The organism is Streptococcus sp. 2022WUSS135, assembly GCF_044427045.1.
GTDB lineage: Bacteria > Bacillota > Bacilli > Lactobacillales > Streptococcaceae > Streptococcus > Streptococcus hashimotonensis.
The window spans coordinates 155,243-176,444 of record NZ_JAOTGL010000001.1 but is presented as its reverse complement, the minus strand read 5'-3'; the positions used below and the strand labels follow the sequence as shown (position 1 = coordinate 176,444).

Below are 21,202 nucleotides of genomic sequence, written 5' to 3'. Positions count from 1 at the left end.
TTTTCTCCTAACTTTCTAAATCTAAACCTTCTAGGTAAGGACTGGTTTTGGACTCTTCCACCATTGCCAAGACTTCCTCAGGAGTTTGACAAGCAATCAAACGCTCAATGGAATTTTCCAATTCAAAGAGGGCAATAATTTGTGGAATAGCTACAGATGTATGAATCTTTGGATCGGTAGCTGCAAGAGTGAGCAGAACAGACACTTCTTTCCCATCTGAGAAGACGACTGGTTTTGTCAAGGTAATCAAAGCAAAGGAATCCTTCAAGACGCCAACACCTGCTTGGGCGTGAGGCATAGCCATACCAGGCATGAGCACATAGTAGGGACCATATTCTTCTGTCGATGCAATGATGGCATCATAGTATTCTTCTGTCGCAGCACCACTGTCAATCAGCGGTTCAACAGCCTTGTGAACAGCCTCCTGCCAGGTTTCCGCTGTCAATCCCAAGCGAATGGAATTATTTTCTGTAAATGATTTTTGTAAATTCATAGTTTTTCCCTTCTACACGCTATATGAAAGGGGGAGGGAAACTCCCTACCCCTAACGGCTATTTATAGCACTGCTTGTAATTTTGTTTTGATTTCGTTGTCGTCCATGAGGTTGTCAAGACCAACCAAGTGACCTTTCGTGCGACCTTCCAACTCAGAAATCAAGTGGTTAGAGGCTACGACAATATCATATCCTGCCGCCAAACCTTTTGCTTCACCAACTGAGCAGGAAGCTGATTGAAAATCTGTTACGCCGAGTTGACGAAGGGCGTTTTCTACCTTCATCTTGATGACCATAGATGAGCCCATGCCATTTCCACAGGCTGTTAAAACTTTAACCATAATTTCACTCCTATTTTATTTTTAATACATTATGTTCTGATTTTACAGACCAAGGATACTATTCTGCTTGTGCCTCGCCACGATAGTATGCTTCCTTATCTTTTGCTTTCGCAAATTGAAGTTGCGGAATAGCCAATAAGAAGAGGCAGACAAGAACATAACCAGCAATACCGAGGTACTTAAATGCAAGTCCAAATGGTAACCATGGCACTTCAAAGTCAATGTTTCCGTGGTAACCACCGCTCAATTCAAGCAAGCCAACGCAGACTGCACCAAGAGCAACTTGAAGGATACCTGAGATGAAGGAAAGGATGGCTGCGGCTTTCCAACCACCACGTTTATCAGCGTACACTGCAATCGCTGCGTTATCAAAGAATACAGGTACGAAACCAGTGATGATGAGGATTGGACTCTTGAAGACAATCAAGAGAACGATTGTAATCAACTGACCGATTAAACCGAAGGCAAAACCTGAAAGAACTGCGTTAGATGAACCAAAGCCGTAAGAAGCTGCAACGTCCACCGCTGGGAATGAACCTGGAAGCAATTTGCTTGAGATACCTTGGAAGGCATTCGTCAATTCTGCTACGAACATGCGGACGCCTTGCATCAAAATGAAAAGATATACTGAGAAGGTGAAGGCTGTTTGTAAAACATACATGAAGAAATCTTGTTTAGCTGGGTTGTATGGAGCACCTGAAGTGATAACTTCTGGATTTGCCATGATTTCTGGACCCAAGATGAACAAAATCACACCGAAGAACACAAGCATCAAGGTTGCTGAAGCAACAACTGTATCGTGGAAGATGTTGAGGAAGCTAGGCAACTTCAAGTTATCCAAATTTTCTTCTTTTTTACCAAGTTTTGGTGCAATCTTATCGACAAACCAGATAGCGAATTGTTGTTGATGACCGATGGCAAATCCACCGCCACCTGTCAATCGTTGGGTTGGTTCAACTGTCATATTTGAGCTGACTGCCCAGTAAATACCACAGATGATACCAATCGCTGCTGTACCGAATTGGTTACGAAGAGCTGGGATGAGGAAGAGCACCATCAATGAGACTGTTGCTGCTTGTTGTACCATGATGTGTCCAGTGATGAACAGAGTACGTACTTTGGTAACCTTACGTAGTGCCACCAAGAGGATGTTGACACCGAAACCAATCAATAGTGCTGTAGTGGCTGCTGATACGAAATCAGGGAACTCCTCAGCAATTTTCCCATTTGCTGCTGCAAGACCGAAGTAAGGGTCAATAACTGCCGCATCAATTTGGAACTTATAGTTCAAAGCCGCCAAAATCGGACGAAAGGTTGTTACTAAACCACCGGCTGCTACGTTCAAAATCATATAGCCAACTGTCGCTTTGATAAACCCTGCAAAAACATCATGAGGTTTTTTCTTTAGGAGAGCATAGCCCACCAATACTAAAAGACCTACGAAGAAGGCTGGATTCTGCAGGATATTCTGTGAGAACCAGTTTAATGGGGTTTGAAGGAAATCCATTTTTCATTCTCCTTTTTGAAATGATTTTTATGGTTTAATTATAATTTATGTAAGCGGAAACAAAAAGACCAAATAAAACACAGGCTTGTGTTCACTATTGGACTATTTCCGAACTTTAATGGCTGATTTAATCAGAATTTCTCCCTATCGTTCACCAGCCCATTTATTCCAATAATCAATAAATAGACGTTATTTTACCTAAAAAATTAGAAGAACTTCAAAAAAACATGAAAGAAGAGGTTGGTTTAAAACCAACCTCTTCTAGAGGGAAGTGATACTCTCAACCCTTGTATTTATAAGAGATTCACAAGGTTTTGAGTAGTGCTCCACTGGAGAGCCAAATATTATTATTCTTCCGATTTTTTCTTTCTTCCTTGCGCAGCAACTGTCAATCCAAGTCCAGCAAGTCCGAGACCTAGAAGTGCCAAATCGCTTTGTCGGTCACCCGTAATCGGCAGACTCACCTTGCTTGCAGCACTTGTCGCTTGTCCAGATGCTTGAGCAGTAGTAGAAAGACTCGGTTTTTCAGCCTCTTTCTTAGCCTCCATACTGCCTTTCACAACAATACGTGTTTCACTATCAACAACTGTTTCTGATAACAAATTAGTAGCAACTACCTTACCATCAATCAAGACATCCTGATAAACCAGAACTTTCTTACCAGTTTTGCCTTCTTGAAGGACATGAGATTGATCGGTAGAGAGACTTGCATCATAGCGAATTTCCTCTACAATAGGAAGAATTTTTTCTTCTGTACGTTCCTTGGTAGTAAAGTCTAGACTTGGTTTTTCTTCAGCAGTAGGCGCTGTATCTGGAACTGCCGTAGTGATGTAAGGCAAACGAATCACCGTTGCAGTCAAAGGTGCAAGTACAACTGCATCATCTGTCAATGTCACACCTACCAAATCAGTCAGCGCTGCTATTCCAGCCCGCTTACCATCGACCAGCACTTGACCCTTCAGCAATTCTTTGTAACTATCAGAAAGAACAAAACTGCGCTCCTTGCTGTCTGCGTTGACAAAGACAGCATAGTGGTCCCCATTGCTTGCAATGGTTTGATAGGCAATGACCACATCATTTTTGGCAATACCATTTTGACCTGGAATTGAAATCAAGCTAACTTTCTGTTCAACTTCTTCTTTTGTTCCCAAACGGAAGGCATCTGTAGATTTGCGCAAGGCAATCAATCCTTTTGTAAAGGCCTGAGTACGGGTATTCTCTGGATAGAGCGCCTCATCTGTCGCTTTGGTCCAGTCAAACTTGTTGACTGCATCAGATGAATCGTAAGAATCATGAATGTAGTATGGATAGTCAAATGGCGTTCCATCTGCATTGGTCAACAAATGCGCCTTGTTTGGTACCTTGTCCTCTGTAACTGGGTTCTTGTAATCAGGATGGCGGAACTGTTTGGTCCGTCCATACTCCTGACCAGAATGGATAAACGGTGTCCCTTGAGCAGTCAAGACTAGCAAATTACCCAATCGTTGACGTTGGTGAATTTCAGTATAGTTTTCAGCAACTGACGGATCCTTCTTGATGGACTGAGCGATAATATCAAAGAGGGTCAAGTTATCATGCGCAGCAATATATTGGATCACATCTCCTGGATCGTCTGCCAAGAAGTTGCCTGGTTGTGCCTTGATGTTATTGAAGACAGACTCAACACTCTTAGCACCGCCTGTGATAAAGGCTGGCTGACCTTCGTTTGGATAACCCGATTTAAGTGTATTGCGAATGTCATCTGAGAATACCGCAACCGTATCTGTTGAACTCATCCAGTCTTGGTCCGCTGGCTGAACAGGCTGATTGGCATCACCTGTAAAGGTTCTCCATCCTTCACCAAGCATAATAATGTTTGGATTGAGTTTTTGAGCTTCAGTAAAGGCCAGCTCAATTGCTTCGGCATCATGGTCCCCCATCATATCGAAACGGAAACCATCTACCTTAAACTCGTCCACAAGATACTTGATGGAATCAACTAAGACACGACGGCTCATGTAGTGAGTGGTTCCCAGACGACCACCACCAAAGCTTGATTTAGCCGTACCATCTGCCTCCATGAAGTGATAATAGTTTGGTTCCAAATCTTCAAATAAGAAAGTCTTAGAAGTGTGATTATACACCACATCCAAAATCACACCCATGCCTTGTTTGTGAATTTCATTGACCAGGTTTTTGAACTCTTCGATGCGTTTCATTGGATCTGTCGGATCTGTAGAATACATACCTGTAAAGGCAAAGTAGCTCTGTGGATCATAACCCCAGTTATAGTTACTGTTGCTTGATGCATACTCACTGAGACGCTCTGCATTTTTCAATTCATTGACAAAATAGTAGCTCATAACTGGGAGCAGTTGAATATGGGTCACACCCAGTTCTTTTAGGTAGCTGAGACGTTCTGCAAAGGCCGCAAAGGTACCGAACTGAGCTGTCAATTCATCAGAAATAGCAGGATCGGATGTGAAGTCACGAACATGTGCTTCATAGATAATCGCATCTTCACGCTGATTGAAGTTAGGAATTGTGGCATAGTCCAAACCACTTGGACCAACTTCTGATGGATCCACAATCGCAGCTTTTGCAATACGATAAGATGGATCTGTATCTGCCAAATCACTATTCCACTCCGCTAAAGATTTAGCATATGGATCTAAAACAAGAACAGCTTGATCCCCACGAGTGATTTCATAATGGTAGTAGTAACCACGATAGTCCGAAATACCAAGACCTGATTGACCATTCAATTCAAGATCCCATTGTCCTTTATCGCCCTTGGTCATGGCTAATTTACCGACCACCTTAGATTGGTCATCCTTATCATAAAGAACAACTGCTACACTGTCTGCACTTGGAGACCAGAGAGTCATATCAACGACACTACCAGCCTGACTCACACGCGCACCAAGCTCCCCATCATAAGCATAGAGCTCATCCTTCAATTGCCAGCTCATAGTCGTTGTGAATCTATCATTGCCATATTTGAGGGTATAGCCCGCATTTTCTTGGTTGAAATCCCCGAGGACTCGCACCTTGTTGCTAGTAAGATCCAAGACAAGGTCCGTCACAGCAACTGTCTGACCATTTTTATCTGTTACAGACAATTTCTCCAAGATGCTATCCTTATCAGCACCTTCCAGCGTTGTAAAGGCTGCTTCTAAAGCTGTTAAGCTAACATGAGAAACACCTGTCACACGGACATTATTGACAAAATAAGGGTTGGTGTAAATAGTCGCATCATCATCCTTAAGGAAGATTTGTGTCTGATTTTTCAAATCTTTAAAGCTATAATCTTTCTGCTGAATCTTCACATCATCTCCTGACTTGCTTTCATCCAATAGCAGGAAGCCAATGGAACTTGGTAAATCTGTCAATTTGACATCAATATAGGCACCGTACTTGCCTTGGTTTTCAAAATCAATACCATTTGGCCAGTCACCCAAGGCAACATCAGTCACATCTCCCCAGATCCAGAGACCTTTTTGGTCATAATTGCCATCGGTACGGAAGTAATTGATACGGATGTAGCCTTTTTTAAGCGGTTGATAGAGGCTGAGTTGGTAGTTTTCATCAAACCAAGCTTCATTCATCTTGGTGCTAATCCGTTCAATGGTCTTGTCACCTGTGATGTTCTCACCAGAAGTGTTATTAATCAACAGACTAATCTTGCTGGCTGTTTCATCTTTCATCTTGATGTCCAGATAATAGCCATAGTCATCCTGTTTAGCCGTGCTGAAATTGGTTGCTCCTGTTGGCCAAGCACCAACATCTGACGATGGTTTTTCGACATCATCCCATGTCCATAAACCTAAGCTAGATAAATTATCAGATGGTAGAGTTTTAAAGTGAACACGGAAGTAGCCTGCTTCAATGGGTTCTTCAGTTGCTCCTTGCACACTTGCATTGACGATGTCACCTGCTTGAGTCTGAAGGAGCATGGTGCCACCTTGACCGATTGTTGGAAGTTCGACTTGAACAACCCATTTACCGTCTTTCTCGATAGCTTGATAAGATTTTCCTGTGTAGGCATCTGTGACCACTACATCCTTACCAGATACTTCAATTGCCATTTCCTTGCTCTCGGTATTGGTTGAGAAGACAAGATAGGCAGCTTGATCTTGGTAACTGCGTTTGCTGATAAGCCAACCTTGGCTATCATTTCCAGCAAGTGTGCTTGTATCACCACGTGAGAGCAATGTTGAATTGGCATTACGGAAAGCCAGCAATTTCTGATAATGGTCTGTGATGTCACTAGTCTCTACCTTGCTCCAATCGAAATCGTACCGGTTGTCATAAACTGGCCAGTTGTTTTGTCCAGATTGACCTAATTCTTCACCATAGTAGATGACTGGCTGACCTTTAGCAGTAATCAAGAGACTGGCAGCCAATTTCAGTTTGTCCAGATTTCCTTCTTTTTCTGCGCCACCGAGACTGTAAAGGAAACCATCTTCGTCATGACTGCCCAAGAATTGACCCAGAGAAGCTGCACTAGTCAGAACCTTGCTACGTTCTTCCAACTCTTTTCCAGCTGCTTTTAGTTGACCATTGACCAGATATTTAGCAATATCCTTGAAGCCAAAATCCAACAAGCTGTCCATAGTACCGATACCCAAGTCACCCTTGGTATCTTTATAGTTAGCTCCCCAAGATTCTCCAATCAAGTGGAAGTCCGGATCTCTATCTACCAATTCATTTTTGAAATGTTGCCATGTGGTATCATCAACGTGTTTGACTGTATCAACACGGAAACCATAGATTGAATTCCCCTTAGCAGTTGTTGAGCGTTCCAACCAAGATGCCTGCCAAGCAACCAACTGATTGCGAACAGCTGCTTCTTCTGTCTTGAAGTCAGGCAATCCTGCAAGCGAACCGAGCTGATCATCTCCCTGCTTATCTTCTTCCTTAGTCCGCACCATACCTGCAAAGGTTTCTTCTGTACCATAGCCAGCGTGGTTAAGCACCACGTCAACAACAATGTTTATACCTTTTTCGGCTGCGGCATCAATCAATTCGTGGAAATCAGCTAAACTTCCCAAATGCGGATTTAGTTTCTCAAAATTGGAGGCCCAATAACCATGGTAAGCATAGTACTCTCCATCTTTTACGCTACCGACATTCTGTGGAATATTTTCAACAATCGGAGTCAACCAGATAGAGTCCACACCCAATTCTTTCAAGTAGTCCAGCTTGGCTGTCACTCCTTTGAAGTCACCGCCTTGGTAAAGACCGCGTGGGTTGGAGGCCGTTCCTTCCACCAGCTTGTCATTGCTGGTGTCTCCATTGTAGAAACGGTCTGTCATCATGAAGTAGATGACTTGCTCGTCCCAGTCTTTTTCACCATCTGCCTTGATACGCTCTGTAATGGTCACATCCAATTTTGTTTCGTAGTAACCGTTGTCCTTGTCATAGACCTTTACAGGAAGACTATAGGTCCCTGGCGCTGTGCTAGACGTCGCTTTAATGGTCACACGATTGAGCTCAGTAGAGATTGGCACAAGACCTCCGCCGATGGCACTTGTATCGACTTCCATTTTGACAATCTCAGCATTTTCAGGGTTGGTGACAGTTACAGATACCAAGCCACTTTCATTGTAGTTGAATGGTGCTTTGCTACTAGCCTCAAGTGTCACATTTTTTGTACCCGGAGTCGCCTTACTGGTATCGAGTTCTACTTTCTCTTCGATAAAATATGGATTTGTATAGACTTTGTCGTCACCGTTTCGAAGGAAAATTTGGCTATGCCGTTTACGATCTGCAAAGGCTAAATCGATGGTTTTATTGCCAGCCAAATCTGGATTATTCTGATTGATTAGTAGAAATCCAAGCTTAGAATCTAAACCATTCGATAGAGGAATGTCAACATAAGCTCCGTATTTGCCAAGTTTAAAATCAACGGCACCTGTTGGCCAGCCATCACTCGCTTCAGTCGTATCGCCCCAAGTCCAAACGCCCCAACCTTCATAATTGTTGTCTTCACGTGTGTAATTGATGCGGAGAACATTATCATCCTTGAGTGGCTCATAGCTAGAAACAGTATAATCGCTAGCAACCCAAGCCTCATTTTGTTCCGGAACAAGAAGCTCCACTTTTTGGTCCGATTCTGTTATTTTTTCCCCATCTTTAAGGACCAAATAACCAATTGTGCCTGGTGTCTCAGATTTTTTAATATCAACATAATGGCCGTAGTCATCCACTTGGCTACTTGAGAAATTCACTGTATCAGTTGGCCATTTATTTCCATCAGATGGTGTTTCTACTCCTCCCCAAGTCCACAAACCTTGACTTTCTGGTGCTGTTTCGTCTACATTTTCAAAGTGCAGACGAATGCTACCTTCTTCGATAGGAGCTTCCTCTGAAGCAGTTGCATCGGCTGTTTCTGTTACCGCTGTCGCTTCAGCTACCATAGAATCTGTAGTTTCTATCGCAGTTGTGGTCGCTTCTACCGCGCCGCCATCCTGTTCCGAAAGAGTCGTTGAACTAGTTGACGCAGGGAGGACGACTTCCTCTGCCTGCACTAGTTGACCTGCTCCACTTAAAAACAGAGCAGCCGCAATCCCAACAGAGGCTACACCTACATTTAGTTTACGAATGCCAAAAATCTGTTTCTTCTCTAGCATCCCTGTTCGTTTCATATTCTGAACGGATTTCTTTTTCATAGACTCCTCCATATAAATAAGTTTGAATTGTACACTACCAGTATATACAATTCCAAGGAGTCTTTGCAAACGTTTTCTTAAATGTTAACGGTAACAAGTTTTGGTCTACTATCTAACTAAAATAGAATAAATAGCTCCCCCCCTCTTTTGCTCCTAGACGGCCCACTGACCAAAAAAAGAGACTACTGAGGTGTAGTCTCCCTTTCAATTAAGGTTGCCTGACAGTAATGCCCCTGTCTAGCTAGAGGCTTGCCATCTAATATCGTCATTAAATGTTTGACGCTAAGAGCCCCCATTTGACGAATCGGCTGCTTCATCGTCGTCAATGCTGGTCTGGACATCCGATCTAAAAAGAAGCCATCAAAACCAATTACCCCAACGTCATTCGGAATAGACTTTCCTAGAGCTTGTAAACCTCTTGTAACCCCAAGAGCGAGACGATCCGATGCGCAGATAAAGCAGGTGTTTTCTGGTAAATAATCAAGATTTTTCACAAATTCTTCCGCAACACGAGAACGATTTTCCAATCGATAGAGATGAGTTTCTCGGCCCTGCATCGCATCTTTGTAACCTTCTTCTCTCCCTTTTTCAAAGGCTTCGGGCAAGTCAATCCCTACAAAAACAATCCTCTCATAACCTTTTGATAAAGCAAACTGGGTTGCGGACCTAGTCGCCAAACGATTGTCTGAATCTACAAAAGGAAGGCCTTCTTGATTCTCCCCGAATAAAATCAATGGCTTCCGCAGACCTTTCAGCCAGGGGTAGTCATCCTTTCGAGCGCCAGTCACAATGTAACCATCACATTGATCAGTAATCTGACTTGGATTGGTCACCAACTGCAAGGTATAATTTCGATGATTGAGCTCATCAGCGATTCCTGCAAGAAGGTCGATATAGTACGGCTCTACCACATCCATCTTTTCGAGAATGACAGCCTGAACAATCAGTGTCCGTTGCTGAGCCAAGGCCTTGGCCGCCACATTTGGCTTATAGTTTAATTCTTCCATCGCAGCTGTTACGAGTGTCCGTAGCTCTTGTGTAACTTGTTCTGGATGGTTGATGACACGCGAAACAGTCATCTTTGATACATTGGCTAACCTAGCCACATCGGCTAATGTCGTCATAGAACTCCTCCCTAATTCTATTTCTGTTGCTTATCTTTTAGCAAGCAAACAGTCAAAATTGTGCAAACGTTTTCTTTAGGTTATTATATACTATTTATTACTAAAAAGTAAAGACCTTTCGAATACATTTATCGTCATTTAGTTTTCCTCCTATTACTTCCTTAGCTTACCTTGCCTAACTTCATCTATGCCTACGGCTCATCGCCTCGTGCTAAAAGTACTATATAAGAATACCCATTCCCTCTAAACAAAAAATACTCCAACCGCTAGACCAATCAATGTCTAACAATTGAAGTATCTTTGTTACATTCTGTCCATTTTCTGTACGATTGTGGAAATGAATAAGATAAATTAATTTGCTTAGCTTACTCAACATCTACCTTTTGAATGCGAGCTAAGAATTGCTTAGTACGTTCTTCTTTTGGCTGGTCAAAAATGTCTTCTGGTCGACCTTCTTCGATAATCCGACCACCATCCATAAATATGACTCGATCAGCTACCGCACGCGCAAAGCCCATCTCGTGCGTCACAACCACCATGGTCATACCTTCTTTTGCCAACTGCATCATGACAGCTAGGACTTCACCGATTAACTCAGGATCCAAGGCCGAGGTTGGTTCATCAAAATAGATGACCTCGGGATTGGTCGCAATGGCTCTGGCAATGCCGACCCGTTGCTGCTGACCGCCTGATAGCTGGCTTGGATAGAAACCATATTTATCAGATAGCCCCACCTTGTCCAAGGCTGCTTTACCGATTCTTTCAGCCTCTTGTTTGGGTACTTTTCGAGCCACAATCAAACCTTCCGTCACGTTTTGTAAGGCAGTCTTGTTGGCAAAGAGATTATAGTTTTGAAAAACGAAGGCTGTGCGCTTGCGAATGCCTGCAATGTCCTTCTTGGTCATCTGAGCCAAGTCATAGCTGTCCTCACCGAAGACTAAGTGACCCGCGTCAGCTTTTTCCAAAAAGTTTAAAGAACGAAGAAGAGTCGTTTTTCCCGATCCAGATGGACCTAAAATGACGACCACCTCACCTGGATTGACCTCTACATCAATTCCTTTTAATACCTGCTGACCACCGAAGGCCAGCTTTACTCCATTTGCTTGAATCATCTGAACCTCCTAATAGACTGCCAACTTCTTCTCACCATAGACTTGAAGCTTGGTCAAAATAGTTGAAAAGAGTAGATAAACAAGGGCCACCTCACAATAGAGGGCAAACGGTTCATAGGTCCTTGCTGCAATCTGCTGAGTTGCCATAAACATCTCCAAGACGGTAATATTGGCAGCCAACGATGTATCCTTGACCAATCCAATCAAGGTATTCGACAAGGGTGGAAAGGCCACTCGAAAGGCCTGTGGGAGAATAATCCGACGCATGGTCTGGGCAAAACTCATCCCGACAGAATAGCCAGCCTCCAACTGCCCCTTAGGCACGGACTCGATAGAAGCCCGTATGGTTTCCGCAGCGTAGGCACCTGTATTGACAGAAAAAACCAAAACCGCCGACGGAAAGGCATCCAAGACAATTCCTAGACTTGGTAGTCCAAAGAATATCACATAGAGTTGAACCAAGAGTGGTGTCCCTCGAACAACCCAAATATAGAAACGAGCCACTTGTTTGAGAATGGGAATCTGAGCAATTTGCACCAAGGCAGTCCCAATAGCAATTAACAAGCCAAAGGTAAAAGACAGGATTGTCAGTGGGATAGTCACCAACAATCCTGGAACAAGTATTTGTGAAAATGAATCAAGCAATAGTTGCCATACTCTCTCTGTCATTGTTTCTCCTGATTACTTAGCTTTTGATACGTCTTCACCAAAGTATTTGTTTGAAATTTCAGCTAATTTTCCTTCACTAGCCAATTCTGCCAAGGCTGCATCAATCTCTTTCACAAGATCTTCATTTCCTTTTGCAACTGGGAAGGCTGTTGTTGACACATCATCCGTCAAGGTCACAACCTTAATCGGTGCATCGGCATGCTGTTTCACATAATCCAAATACACCAAGTTGTCATTGATGGTAGCATCCACACGCCCTGTGTTCAACAATTCAACTGCCTGAGAGAATCCATCCACACCGACAACTTCTGCACCATTTTCACGCGCCAAATCTGCCCAGTTACTTGTCAAGCTGTTGGCTGATTTTTTACCAGATAAATCTGCAAAGCTTGTAATGTCAGTATTATCTTTTTGCGTCACCAAGGCTCCATAGATGTATGTATATGGTGTTGAAAAATCGTATTTTGCCTTACGCTCATCTGTAATACCGACTTGGTTAGCGATAGTATCAAAACGGGCTGCATCCAAACCTGCAATCATGGAATCCCATTCTGTTTCAACAAATTCTACCTTAACACCCAATTTCTCAGCAACGGCTTCGGCTACTTCTACATCATAACCGACCAACTTTCCACTCTCGTCATGATAAGAGTAAGGAGCATAGGCACCTTCAGTACCGATTTGAATAACGCCTTCTTCCTTAATTTGTGCCAAGAGGGTTTGGTCTGTACTATTCGATGTACCTGCAGATGAATTGCATGCTGCTAACACGATACCCGCAAACAATAAACTTGTAAACATAGCTATTTTCTTCATAATTAAAACACACTTTCTTTTTCAGATTTTACAATAGTATCATGAATAACTATTTCCAGCCAATATATTTTTTCTATCAGGGACATTAAAAATTTTAATCAAGTATCGGAGCATAAAAAAAGACCTACTCGGTCTCAGAACGTAGACGAACTCCTAAAAATATTAAAAATTGAAGAGGTTTGCGAAAGATAGCAAGTCATTAAACTCTTAGAAACATTGATATTTCGGCGTTTCTGAGAGTTATTTTATTTTCAACATAAAGAAAAAAGATTGAAGAAAATTGCCCAAAATGGACTTTTTCTTCAATCTGAGACCTACTCGGTCTTTATATCTCATATTAATTATACTCTAGCTGGTGGATAAATATAGCTGACTGTTCCTTCACTAGTCATTGTTGGATCAAAGAAACCTCGGACATTACTTGGGTAGTATACTCCACCATAGTTTGATTCCTTAACTTGAATGTGCCCGTTAGCTGCCACATCTGTTACATAGGCAACATGACCGTAGCCTCCATCTGTCCATACAGCAATAGCGCCAACTTTTGGAGTAGTTCCCACTTCATATCCAAGCGCTGCCGCACTAGCTGCCCAATCTCCACCATTACCCCAATAGTTTCCAACCCAAGGAGCCATTTCTTTGGCACCCCAAGTACACTGACCAGCTGGATAGGTATTAGCCGTGTATTCCACAGCAACCTCTGACACCATATTGGTAGCCAAAGCAGCCTTTGCAGCGGCAGCAGCTTTCTCAGCCACAATTTTTTCTGCAGCAGCTTTGACTGCTATTTTTGCAGCTTCAACCTTTTTTGTTAACGCTGATACTGTCGGACTATCGCTTATAACTGTATCATCTGCACTGACATTCACCATCCCCAACCATAAAAGATTTCCTATGAGAGCTGTAAACAGTCCCAATTTGAATTGTTTTTTTATCATTTGATAACTCATAATATTTGATTCCTTCGTGTTTTTTCTGCCCTATCTATCCTAAGGGATAATCCTTGCAGAGAGCTTAAAGAAATGTAACAAATATTACAGATAACTTGCAATCTCTTAACAATCACAGCGTTCGGACTTTTTGTCAAAAAAAACGACCTCCAATACGGAAGTCGTTTCTTGTTATTTACATTTATTTCACAACAATATTAACCAGTTTGTTCGGAACACTAATCACCTTCACCACTGTTTGACCAGCTATTTCAGCTTGGACTTTTTCGTCTGCCAGAGCTACTTTTTCAAGGTCAGCTGGTGACAGGTCTTTGGCTACAGTCAAGCGAGCCTTTACTTTGCCTTTAATTTGGACAACGATTTCCACTTCGCTTTCTACCAGCTTGCTTTCATCATAAGTTGGCCATGCGACATAGCTGATTGACTGGCCTGTATTTGCCAGACCCTGCCAGAGTTCTTCTGCCAGGTGTGGTGCAAATGGGGCAATCAGTTGGACAAAGCCTTTGGCATATTCGACATAAAGCTTGTCTTCTTTGTTGGCTGCGTTGACAAAAATCATGAGCTGGGCGATAGCCGTGTTGAATTTCAGGTCTTCAATATGCTCTGTCACCGTCTTCACAGTTTCATTGTAAACTTTATCAAGCGCTCCGCTATTTTCCGCCACAATCTCTTTAGTAGTCAAGAGGCGATAGACACGGTCAAGGAACTTACGACTGCCCTCGAGGCCTTCTTCTGACCAGGCGATTGACGCATCAAGTGGGCCCATGAACATCTCGTAGACACGGAGAGTGTCCGCACCGAATTGCTCGACCACATCGTCTGGGTTAACCACGTTTTTAAGGGACTTGGACATCTTAGCAGGTGCCTGCTCCAACTCCTCACCAGTCTCGATGTGGAAGAAGGAACCGTCGCGTTTTTCCACCTTGTCGGTCGCCACAAGGGCACCACGGCTGTCGCGGTAGCTAGTACCCAAAATCATGCCCTGGTTAAAGAGTTTTTGGAAAGGCTCTTTGGTCGGCACAACACCGATGTCATAGAGGAACTTGTGCCAGAAGCGAGCATAGAGCAAGTGAAGGACCGCGTGCTCAGCACCACCGATGTAGATATCCACCGGCAACCAAGCCTTGAGAAGCTCCTCGTCTGCCAATTTTTCATCGTTGTGCGGGTCGATATAGCGGAGGTAATACCAGCTAGAGCCCGCCCATTGTGGCATGGTGTTGGTCTCACGGCGACCTTTGACACCGTCTTCACGCACCACTTCCAACCAGTCTGTCAGGTTGGCTAGCGGTGACTCGCCCGTACCTGAAGGTTTGATATCAGAGGTTTTTGGCAATACCAGAGGTAACTCATTTTCAGGTACTGCTGTGGAAGTTCCGTCTTCCCAGTGGATGATTGGAATTGGCTCACCCCAATAACGCTGACGGCTGAAGAGCCAGTCACGGAGGCGGTAGGAAATTTTCTCCTGACCAAGACCATTTTCTTCCAACCAAGCTACCATTTTGACAATAGCTTCTTCCTTATTCAGACCGTCTAGGAAGTCAGAGTTGATGTGGGCACCGTCTTCTGTATAAGGTGCTTCTTCTACATTGCCACCTTCCAAAACTGGAACGATGTCCAAGCCAAACTGTTTGGCAAATGCCCAGTCACGCTCGTCGTGGGCAGGAACAGCCATGATAGCACCTGTTCCGTAGCTTGCCAGCACATAGTCCGCAATCCAAATTGGAATTTCTTTACCGTTGACAGGGTTGATGGCATAAGCACCTGTCCAGACACCTGTCTTGTCTTTAGCCAGGTCAGTACGAGCCAGGTCTGATTTGAGAGAGGCTTGGCGTTTGTATTCTGCCACAGCTTCTGCTTGTTCAGCTGATGTGATACTATCCACCAAGTCATGCTCAGGGGCAAGAACTGCGTAGGTCGCACCGAAAAGGGTATCCGGACGAGTTGTAAAGACTGTGAAATCCTTGTCTGTGTCCTTGATTTTGAAGGTCACATTGGCACCTGTTGACTTGCCGATCCAGTTGCGTTGCATATCCTTAATAGACTCTGGCCAATCAACGTCTTCCAAGTCATTGAGCAAGCGTTCAGCATAGGCTGTGATTTTCAACATCCATTGACGCATTGGCTTGCGAACAACTGGGTAGCCACCACGCTCAGACGTTCCGTCAGGAAGGACCTCTTCGTTGGCGATAGCTGTTCCCAATTCCTCTACCCAATTGACAGGCACTTCTGCCTCGTAGGCTAGGCCTTTTTCATACAACTTAGTGAAAATCCACTGGGTCCACTTGTAGTAGTTAGGGTCAGTCGTATTAACCTCACGGTCCCAGTCGTAAGAAAAGCCAAGGGCGTTAATCTGACGCTTGAAGTTGGCGATATTTTCCGCTGTAAAGTCAGCTGGGTCATTTCCCGTGTCCATAGCGTATTGCTCTGCTGGCAGACCAAAGGCATCCCAACCCATTGGGTGAAGAACGTTGTAGCCTTGGGCACGCTTGTAACGGCTGAGAATGTCCGTCGCAGTATAGCCCTCAGGGTGACCAACGTGCAAGCCTGCACCAGACGGATAAGGGAACATATCTAGGGCATAGAAGTTTGGCTTGTCCGCATCTGTCCCTGTCTTAAAGGTATGATTTTTTGCCCAAAATTCCTGCCATTTGGGCTCGATTTCCTTGTGATTGTAGAAGCTCATATCATTTCTCCATGTCAATAAATTATCTTTACTATTATATCACGTTTTGGGGGAATTGGGAAAGACAAAAACAGCCAGTTTTCACTAGCTGTTCTTCTCTATTCTACCAAATAATCACGCGGTCTTCTTTCGCACGCCACATGCCGTCTCCTTCTTGAACGCCAAATGTTTCATGGAATTCGTCGAAGTTTGGCAACTGGATGTTGGTGCGTAGGTGACCTGGTGCATGGACATCGACACTAGCTAACATCTGCATGTACTCAGGACGAGCCTTCATTCGCCAGATACGAGCAAAGTTGGTGAAGAATTCCTCTGCGGAGAAGTCTTCCTCTGACTTGGCTGCTTCTAAGGCTGCAGCAATCCCACCAAGGTCGGCAATGTTTTCAGATACTGTCAATTTACCATTGATTTTGGCACCGTAAGAATCCTGACCCTCAAACTGGTCAATGACCTGCTGAGTACGAGCTTCAAAGGCAGCATAGTCTTCCTCTGTCCACCAGTTATTAAGGCTACCATGCTCATCAAAGGAAGCACCGTTGGAGTCAAAGGCATGGGAAATCTCGTGGGCAATGACGGCACCAATACCGCCGTAGTTAGCTGATGAAGACTGCTCCAGTGAGTAGAATGGCGCCTGCAAAATCGCCGCTGGGAAGACAATCAAGTTTTTCTGCGGGTTATAGTAGGCATTGACCATGTGGGCTGGCATACCCCATTCTTTAATGTCCACAGGCTTGTTCCACTTGCTCCAACCATGAGCAATGTCAATCTTGTTTAGTTCGATAGCATTTTCCACCAAGGACTTGCTTGGATCAACAATCTTCTTATAATAACGCTCTGGCAAGGCTTCTGGGTAGCCGATGTAAGGCTTGATAACATTGAGTTTGACAATGGCCTTGTCACGCGTTTCCTGAGCCAACCAGTCTGCCGTTTCCAAACGAGACTTGTAGACCTCAATCATCTTAGCAACTTTTGCTTCCACATCGGCCTTGGCTTCTGGTGAGAATTTTTCTCCAGCATACCAAAGACCGAGGGCTTGGTTAAAGTAACCTTGTGCCAGATTGTAGGCTGCTTTTTCTTGATTTTGAGCCTGCGGTGTACCAGAAAGGGCACGGCTGTAGGCTCCTCCTAGAATACGGATTTCATCCGACAGGAAGGCTGTATAAGCTCCTGCCGCTTTCAAAATCAAGGTCGCCTTCAAAAGCTCCCAATTATCCGCACTGTAAATGTCCTTGGCAGCCTGCCAGAAACGCTCCTCAGGCACGATAATCTTGTCTGGCATTTGCCCTAAAATAGCTGTAAAGAAAGCATCCAATGGCAACTCTGGTGCCAAGGTAGTAAAATCTGCCCACTCATACGGATGATAGAGTTTGGCGTACTCAGACCCCTCTTCATTTGACAAGACATACTTGGCAATCTTAGCATCCAGTTCCAAACGTTTGTCTAATAGGTCCTTGATTTCCTCATCACTGAAACCGAACTTAGGCAAGAGAGCTTCTTGACTCTCTCTCCACATTTTAAGCAATTCCGCTCCTTTTTCATGGCCTTCTTCATAGTAGGTCGTATCTGGCAAGATAATGCCTAGAGAATCTGCCCAGAGGACATTGGTGGTCGCATCCATAAAGTCAGGTGCCACTCCGAAAGGCATGAGGTTTGGCTTGCCTGCCAACTCATATTCTGCCAGCTTGCTGGTAAATTCTTCGAAAGAGTTGAGAGCCTTGTACTCTGCAATCAAGGCTTGTGCTGGTTCTGCACCCAAACGGTCACGGGTTTCATAGTCGGCTACTTGTTTGTGAAAGGCCACAAAGTTTTGCAAAACACTATCTTCTGGGACGTTTTCTCCCGCCAACCAAGCATTGGTCGTGTCAATCATGAGCTTTTCAATCTCGTCCGCCAGGTCTGAGAAACCACCTGTTCTTGGCTTGTCATCTGGAATCACGGCTGTTTTTGCCCATTCACCATTGACGTATTCGTAAAAATCATCTTGTAAACGTGTCATTGATTTTCTCCTTTGTCTTTCTTAATGACTATAATAACAAAAAATTCTGACAATTTCACTTATCAGATGACCGTGACCAAGTATTTTTTAGAATAATACTCGAGCAAACCACAAGAAGGCTGACAACGGCACAGGTCCCTGACATGGTTAAATCCAGTTGATTGGCTACTAAAAAACCAAGCACAACCGTTAGAATAGCGATACCTTGCCCTAAAAGAAGCAATTGCCAAAAGGATTTGACCCAACGTAGGGCAGCCATACTTGGTGCCACCAAGAAAACAATAACAGTCATCGAGCCAATCGCTTCAAAGGCCAGAACAGTAGTTAAAGAAACTAGAATCAAAATAACCATTTCTAAAATCCTTGTTCGTAAGCCAGACAAACGAGCATGGTTGCTGTCAAATAGGTACACTTGTAAACGATGGTAAGCCCAAGCAAAAAATAGAACGATAACCAACCAAGCCAAACTCGACTTGACCAGACTAACAGGGAATGACCAGGCTAGAACATCCATACGATGGAGCGGAGCAAAAAGTACTTCCCCCTGCAAAACCAGATCCACATCCAAGTGAACATTGCGAGCAAAAAGAGAGATAAGCAAAACCGCCACCGCAAAAAAGAAAGAAAAAACCAGACCTGTTGCGGCATCATGCGCTATCTTTCGACTATGCAGACGGTCAATGGCAAGAACCGATAATAACCCAAACAGGCTAGCACCAACTATTAGCAACGGCGAATCCAAACTGTGACTAATAAAAAATCCCAGAACAATCCCAAGCAAGACAGAATGCGATAGCGCATCTGCCAACATCGATTGATTTTTTACAACCAGTATCGAGCCGAGCAAGCCACAAGAACTAGCAATAACCATCAAAATGAGTAATACTTCAAACACGACCATTCTCCTTTCTGACATAGGTAACATACACAAATGCAGACAGGGTCAGACCTGTCAGACAGACGATAATAGTCGGTCCGGTCGACAAGCCAGATACACTAGAGCTAATCCAGGTCCCTACGAAAGCCGACCCAATTGCAACGATTCCTGCCAGTAACAGACTCTTGTGATACGATTTTCCCAGCATCAAGCCAAAGACAGCTGGTGCAATCAAAAAACTACTCATCAAAATAGCTCCAACCAACTTTAATCCTACTGCAATTAGGCAAATCATCAAAAACATCGTCAACTGCTGTAAGTACTTTACACGAACACCAATAACCCTTGCAAAAGTTTGATCAAACAGATACAGCTTATAGTCTTGATAAAAGAAAGCAAACAATATCAAAGCAAGTAGGGAAATGAGTCCGATGAGTATCACATCATCCAGCTGAATAAAGGCTGCCTGTCCGAATAGATAGGTTTGCAATCCAGCCTGGGAAGCCCCTGCAAAGGCTTCATTTCCCTGAATAGCATTTTTCAAGACCATTCCCAAACCAAAGAAAGAAGCAGATACCAATGAAAGGGCATTGACTAGACTGTGACCACCTTTTCGACGCAGCCAATGGACAAGTGCATAAGAAAGGTAGCCTGACAACACTGCTCCTAACAGCAAGTAGAGAGGATGTCGCGACTGAAAAATCATGAAAGAGACAATCACTCCAGGATAAGAAGCATGCCCAAGAGCATCCCCAAGCAAACTCTGTTTAGTAAGAACAGATATACTTCCGATTGTACTGGCTGCTACAGCTAGGCTAACGGTCCCTAAAGCGACTGTCCAAAAAGAATACTCTTTGAAAACCTCAAACATGACTGCCTCCTTTGGCATTTCCTAGAAACAGCCCATTTCCTATACCGTAGGTCGCCTGATAATTCTCACTTGTCAAAGTCTCATCCATCGGACCAGAATCAATCACATGCTTATGAAGCCAGACAAGGTGATCAAAGTAGGCATCCAGCGTCGTTAAGTCATGATGAATGACAATGGAAGTTTTCCCTTCACATTGGAACTCCTTGAGCATATCCATGATCATGATTTCTGTTGCCTGATCAATCCCTGCCAGAGGCTCATCCATAAGGTACAATTCTGCTTCCTGTGCCAGGGCTCTGGCTAGAAAGACCCGCTGACGCTGCCCACCTGAAAGCTGATCAATCTGACGATGGCGTAAATCCGCAATTTTTAACCGTTCTAGAGCCTGCTCAACAATCTGTCTATCAGCCTTAGTCGGTCTTCGAAACATTCCCTTACTATGAGCGAAGCGTCCCATCAGAACAATTTCAAAGACTGTTGCAGGAAATTGCCAGTTTACTTGACTGGACTGGGGAATATAGGCTACTTTTTGAGCAATCACCCTCTCTAGACCTGCCTCCTGACCAAGCAAACGAACCTGTCCTGTGATAGGTTTTTCCAACCCCAAAATGACCTTGAATAGACTGGACTTCCCAGCACCATTTGGTCCAACAATAGCCGTCCGACTCCCTCTGGGAATCACCAAATTGACATCTTCTAAAGCCAAGGTCTGGCTGGCTGTATATGCTAAATTGACATCTTTTAATTCAATGATTGCTGACATATTTCCTCCTATTTTAAAAAACGATATACCTCATTCATACTCAATGAAAATCAAAATCAGACCAACCTACCAAGCTGAGAAAGTCGATAAGATTAAGATACCGCATCAACAAATTGCTGGCAAACCCTATACCTCGCTTATTTCAACACATCAGTACATGAATTTGATTTTCGCAGAGCACCAATGCTTCTTTCAATTGTATGTTTATAATTCTGTTAAAAATGGTCCAAAAACGGAAAGAACTCGACCTAGACCGAGTCCTTTTTACTACCCATTTGAAATCCCTATTCACGCACAGACTACTGATATATAAAGTCCAGCTGTGAACCAACAGCACCGAGTTCTAC

15 protein-coding genes are annotated in these 21,202 nt (G+C 43.8%); 1 reads left to right on the top strand and 14 read right to left on the bottom strand.

The genetic code is table 11. The annotated features are described in order from the left end of the window. Positions 1-7 precede the first annotated feature (7 nt). From ODU45_RS00840 to ODU45_RS00775, 14 genes are all read right to left on the bottom strand, one after another. Complete coding sequence (locus ODU45_RS00840; RefSeq protein ID WP_004194423.1) at positions 8-493, bottom strand: PTS sugar transporter subunit IIA; 486 nt, start codon at positions 491-493, stop codon at positions 8-10. Positions 494-555: 62 nt separating this feature from the next. Further along, the gene (locus ODU45_RS00835) at positions 556-834 is read right to left on the bottom strand and encodes a PTS sugar transporter subunit IIB (RefSeq protein WP_009910950.1); all 279 of its coding nucleotides are present in this window, start codon (positions 832-834) and stop codon (positions 556-558) included. A gap of 58 nt (positions 835-892) precedes the next feature. Continuing rightward, positions 893-2,341 (bottom strand): PTS ascorbate transporter subunit IIC, encoded by a 1,449-nt coding sequence (locus tag ODU45_RS00830; RefSeq protein ID WP_398580572.1) that lies wholly within the window; start codon positions 2,339-2,341, stop codon positions 893-895. Between the two features lie 347 nt (positions 2,342-2,688). Beyond that, positions 2,689-8,994, bottom strand: coding sequence for a pullulanase (locus ODU45_RS00825; RefSeq protein ID WP_398580571.1), 6,306 nt, complete (start codon positions 8,992-8,994; stop codon positions 2,689-2,691). Positions 8,995-9,176: 182 nt separating this feature from the next. After that, on the bottom strand, positions 9,177-10,118 hold the full coding sequence (locus ODU45_RS00820) for a LacI family DNA-binding transcriptional regulator (RefSeq protein ID WP_002939863.1): 942 nt from the start codon (positions 10,116-10,118) through the stop codon (positions 9,177-9,179). Between the two features lie 365 nt (positions 10,119-10,483). Continuing rightward, complete coding sequence (locus tag ODU45_RS00815) at positions 10,484-11,230, bottom strand: amino acid ABC transporter ATP-binding protein (protein WP_024414065.1); 747 nt, start codon at positions 11,228-11,230, stop codon at positions 10,484-10,486. 9 nt (positions 11,231-11,239) lie between these two features. Beyond that, entirely contained in the window at positions 11,240-11,899 is a 660-nt protein-coding gene (locus ODU45_RS00810; RefSeq protein WP_395379339.1) for an amino acid ABC transporter permease, read from the bottom strand. Positions 11,900-11,911: 12 nt separating this feature from the next. Next, on the bottom strand, positions 11,912-12,700 hold the full coding sequence (locus tag ODU45_RS00805) for an amino acid ABC transporter substrate-binding protein (protein WP_023371758.1): 789 nt from the start codon (positions 12,698-12,700) through the stop codon (positions 11,912-11,914). Positions 12,701-13,056: 356 nt separating this feature from the next. Then, positions 13,057-13,665, bottom strand: a complete 609-nt coding sequence (locus tag ODU45_RS00800) for a CHAP domain-containing protein (protein WP_398580570.1) — start codon at positions 13,663-13,665, stop codon at positions 13,057-13,059. A 181-nt stretch (positions 13,666-13,846) separates the two neighbouring features. After that, complete coding sequence (leuS, locus tag ODU45_RS00795; protein ID WP_398580569.1) at positions 13,847-16,348, bottom strand: leucine--tRNA ligase; 2,502 nt, start codon at positions 16,346-16,348, stop codon at positions 13,847-13,849. A gap of 103 nt (positions 16,349-16,451) precedes the next feature. Further along, entirely contained in the window at positions 16,452-18,344 is a 1,893-nt protein-coding gene (locus ODU45_RS00790; RefSeq protein ID WP_398580568.1) for a M13 family metallopeptidase, read from the bottom strand. Between the two features lie 55 nt (positions 18,345-18,399). Beyond that, a complete protein-coding gene (locus ODU45_RS00785; RefSeq protein WP_275601048.1) occupies positions 18,400-19,239 on the bottom strand; it encodes a metal ABC transporter permease in 840 nt (279 codons plus the stop codon). Then, positions 19,232-20,092 (bottom strand): metal ABC transporter permease, encoded by an 861-nt coding sequence (locus ODU45_RS00780; protein ID WP_398580567.1) that lies wholly within the window; start codon positions 20,090-20,092, stop codon positions 19,232-19,234. The genes ODU45_RS00785 and ODU45_RS00780 overlap by 8 nt, the downstream gene beginning before the upstream one ends. After that, a complete protein-coding gene (locus ODU45_RS00775) occupies positions 20,085-20,855 on the bottom strand; it encodes a metal ABC transporter ATP-binding protein (protein WP_205014115.1) in 771 nt (256 codons plus the stop codon). Before ODU45_RS00775 ends, ODU45_RS00780 begins: the two co-directional genes overlap by 8 nt. A gap of 43 nt (positions 20,856-20,898) precedes the next feature. Here ODU45_RS00775 and ODU45_RS00770 point away from each other — a divergent pair, with 43 nt between their 5' ends. After that, positions 20,899-21,168, top strand: coding sequence for a hypothetical protein (locus ODU45_RS00770; RefSeq protein WP_398580566.1), 270 nt, complete (start codon positions 20,899-20,901; stop codon positions 21,166-21,168). Positions 21,169-21,202 lie beyond the last annotated feature (34 nt).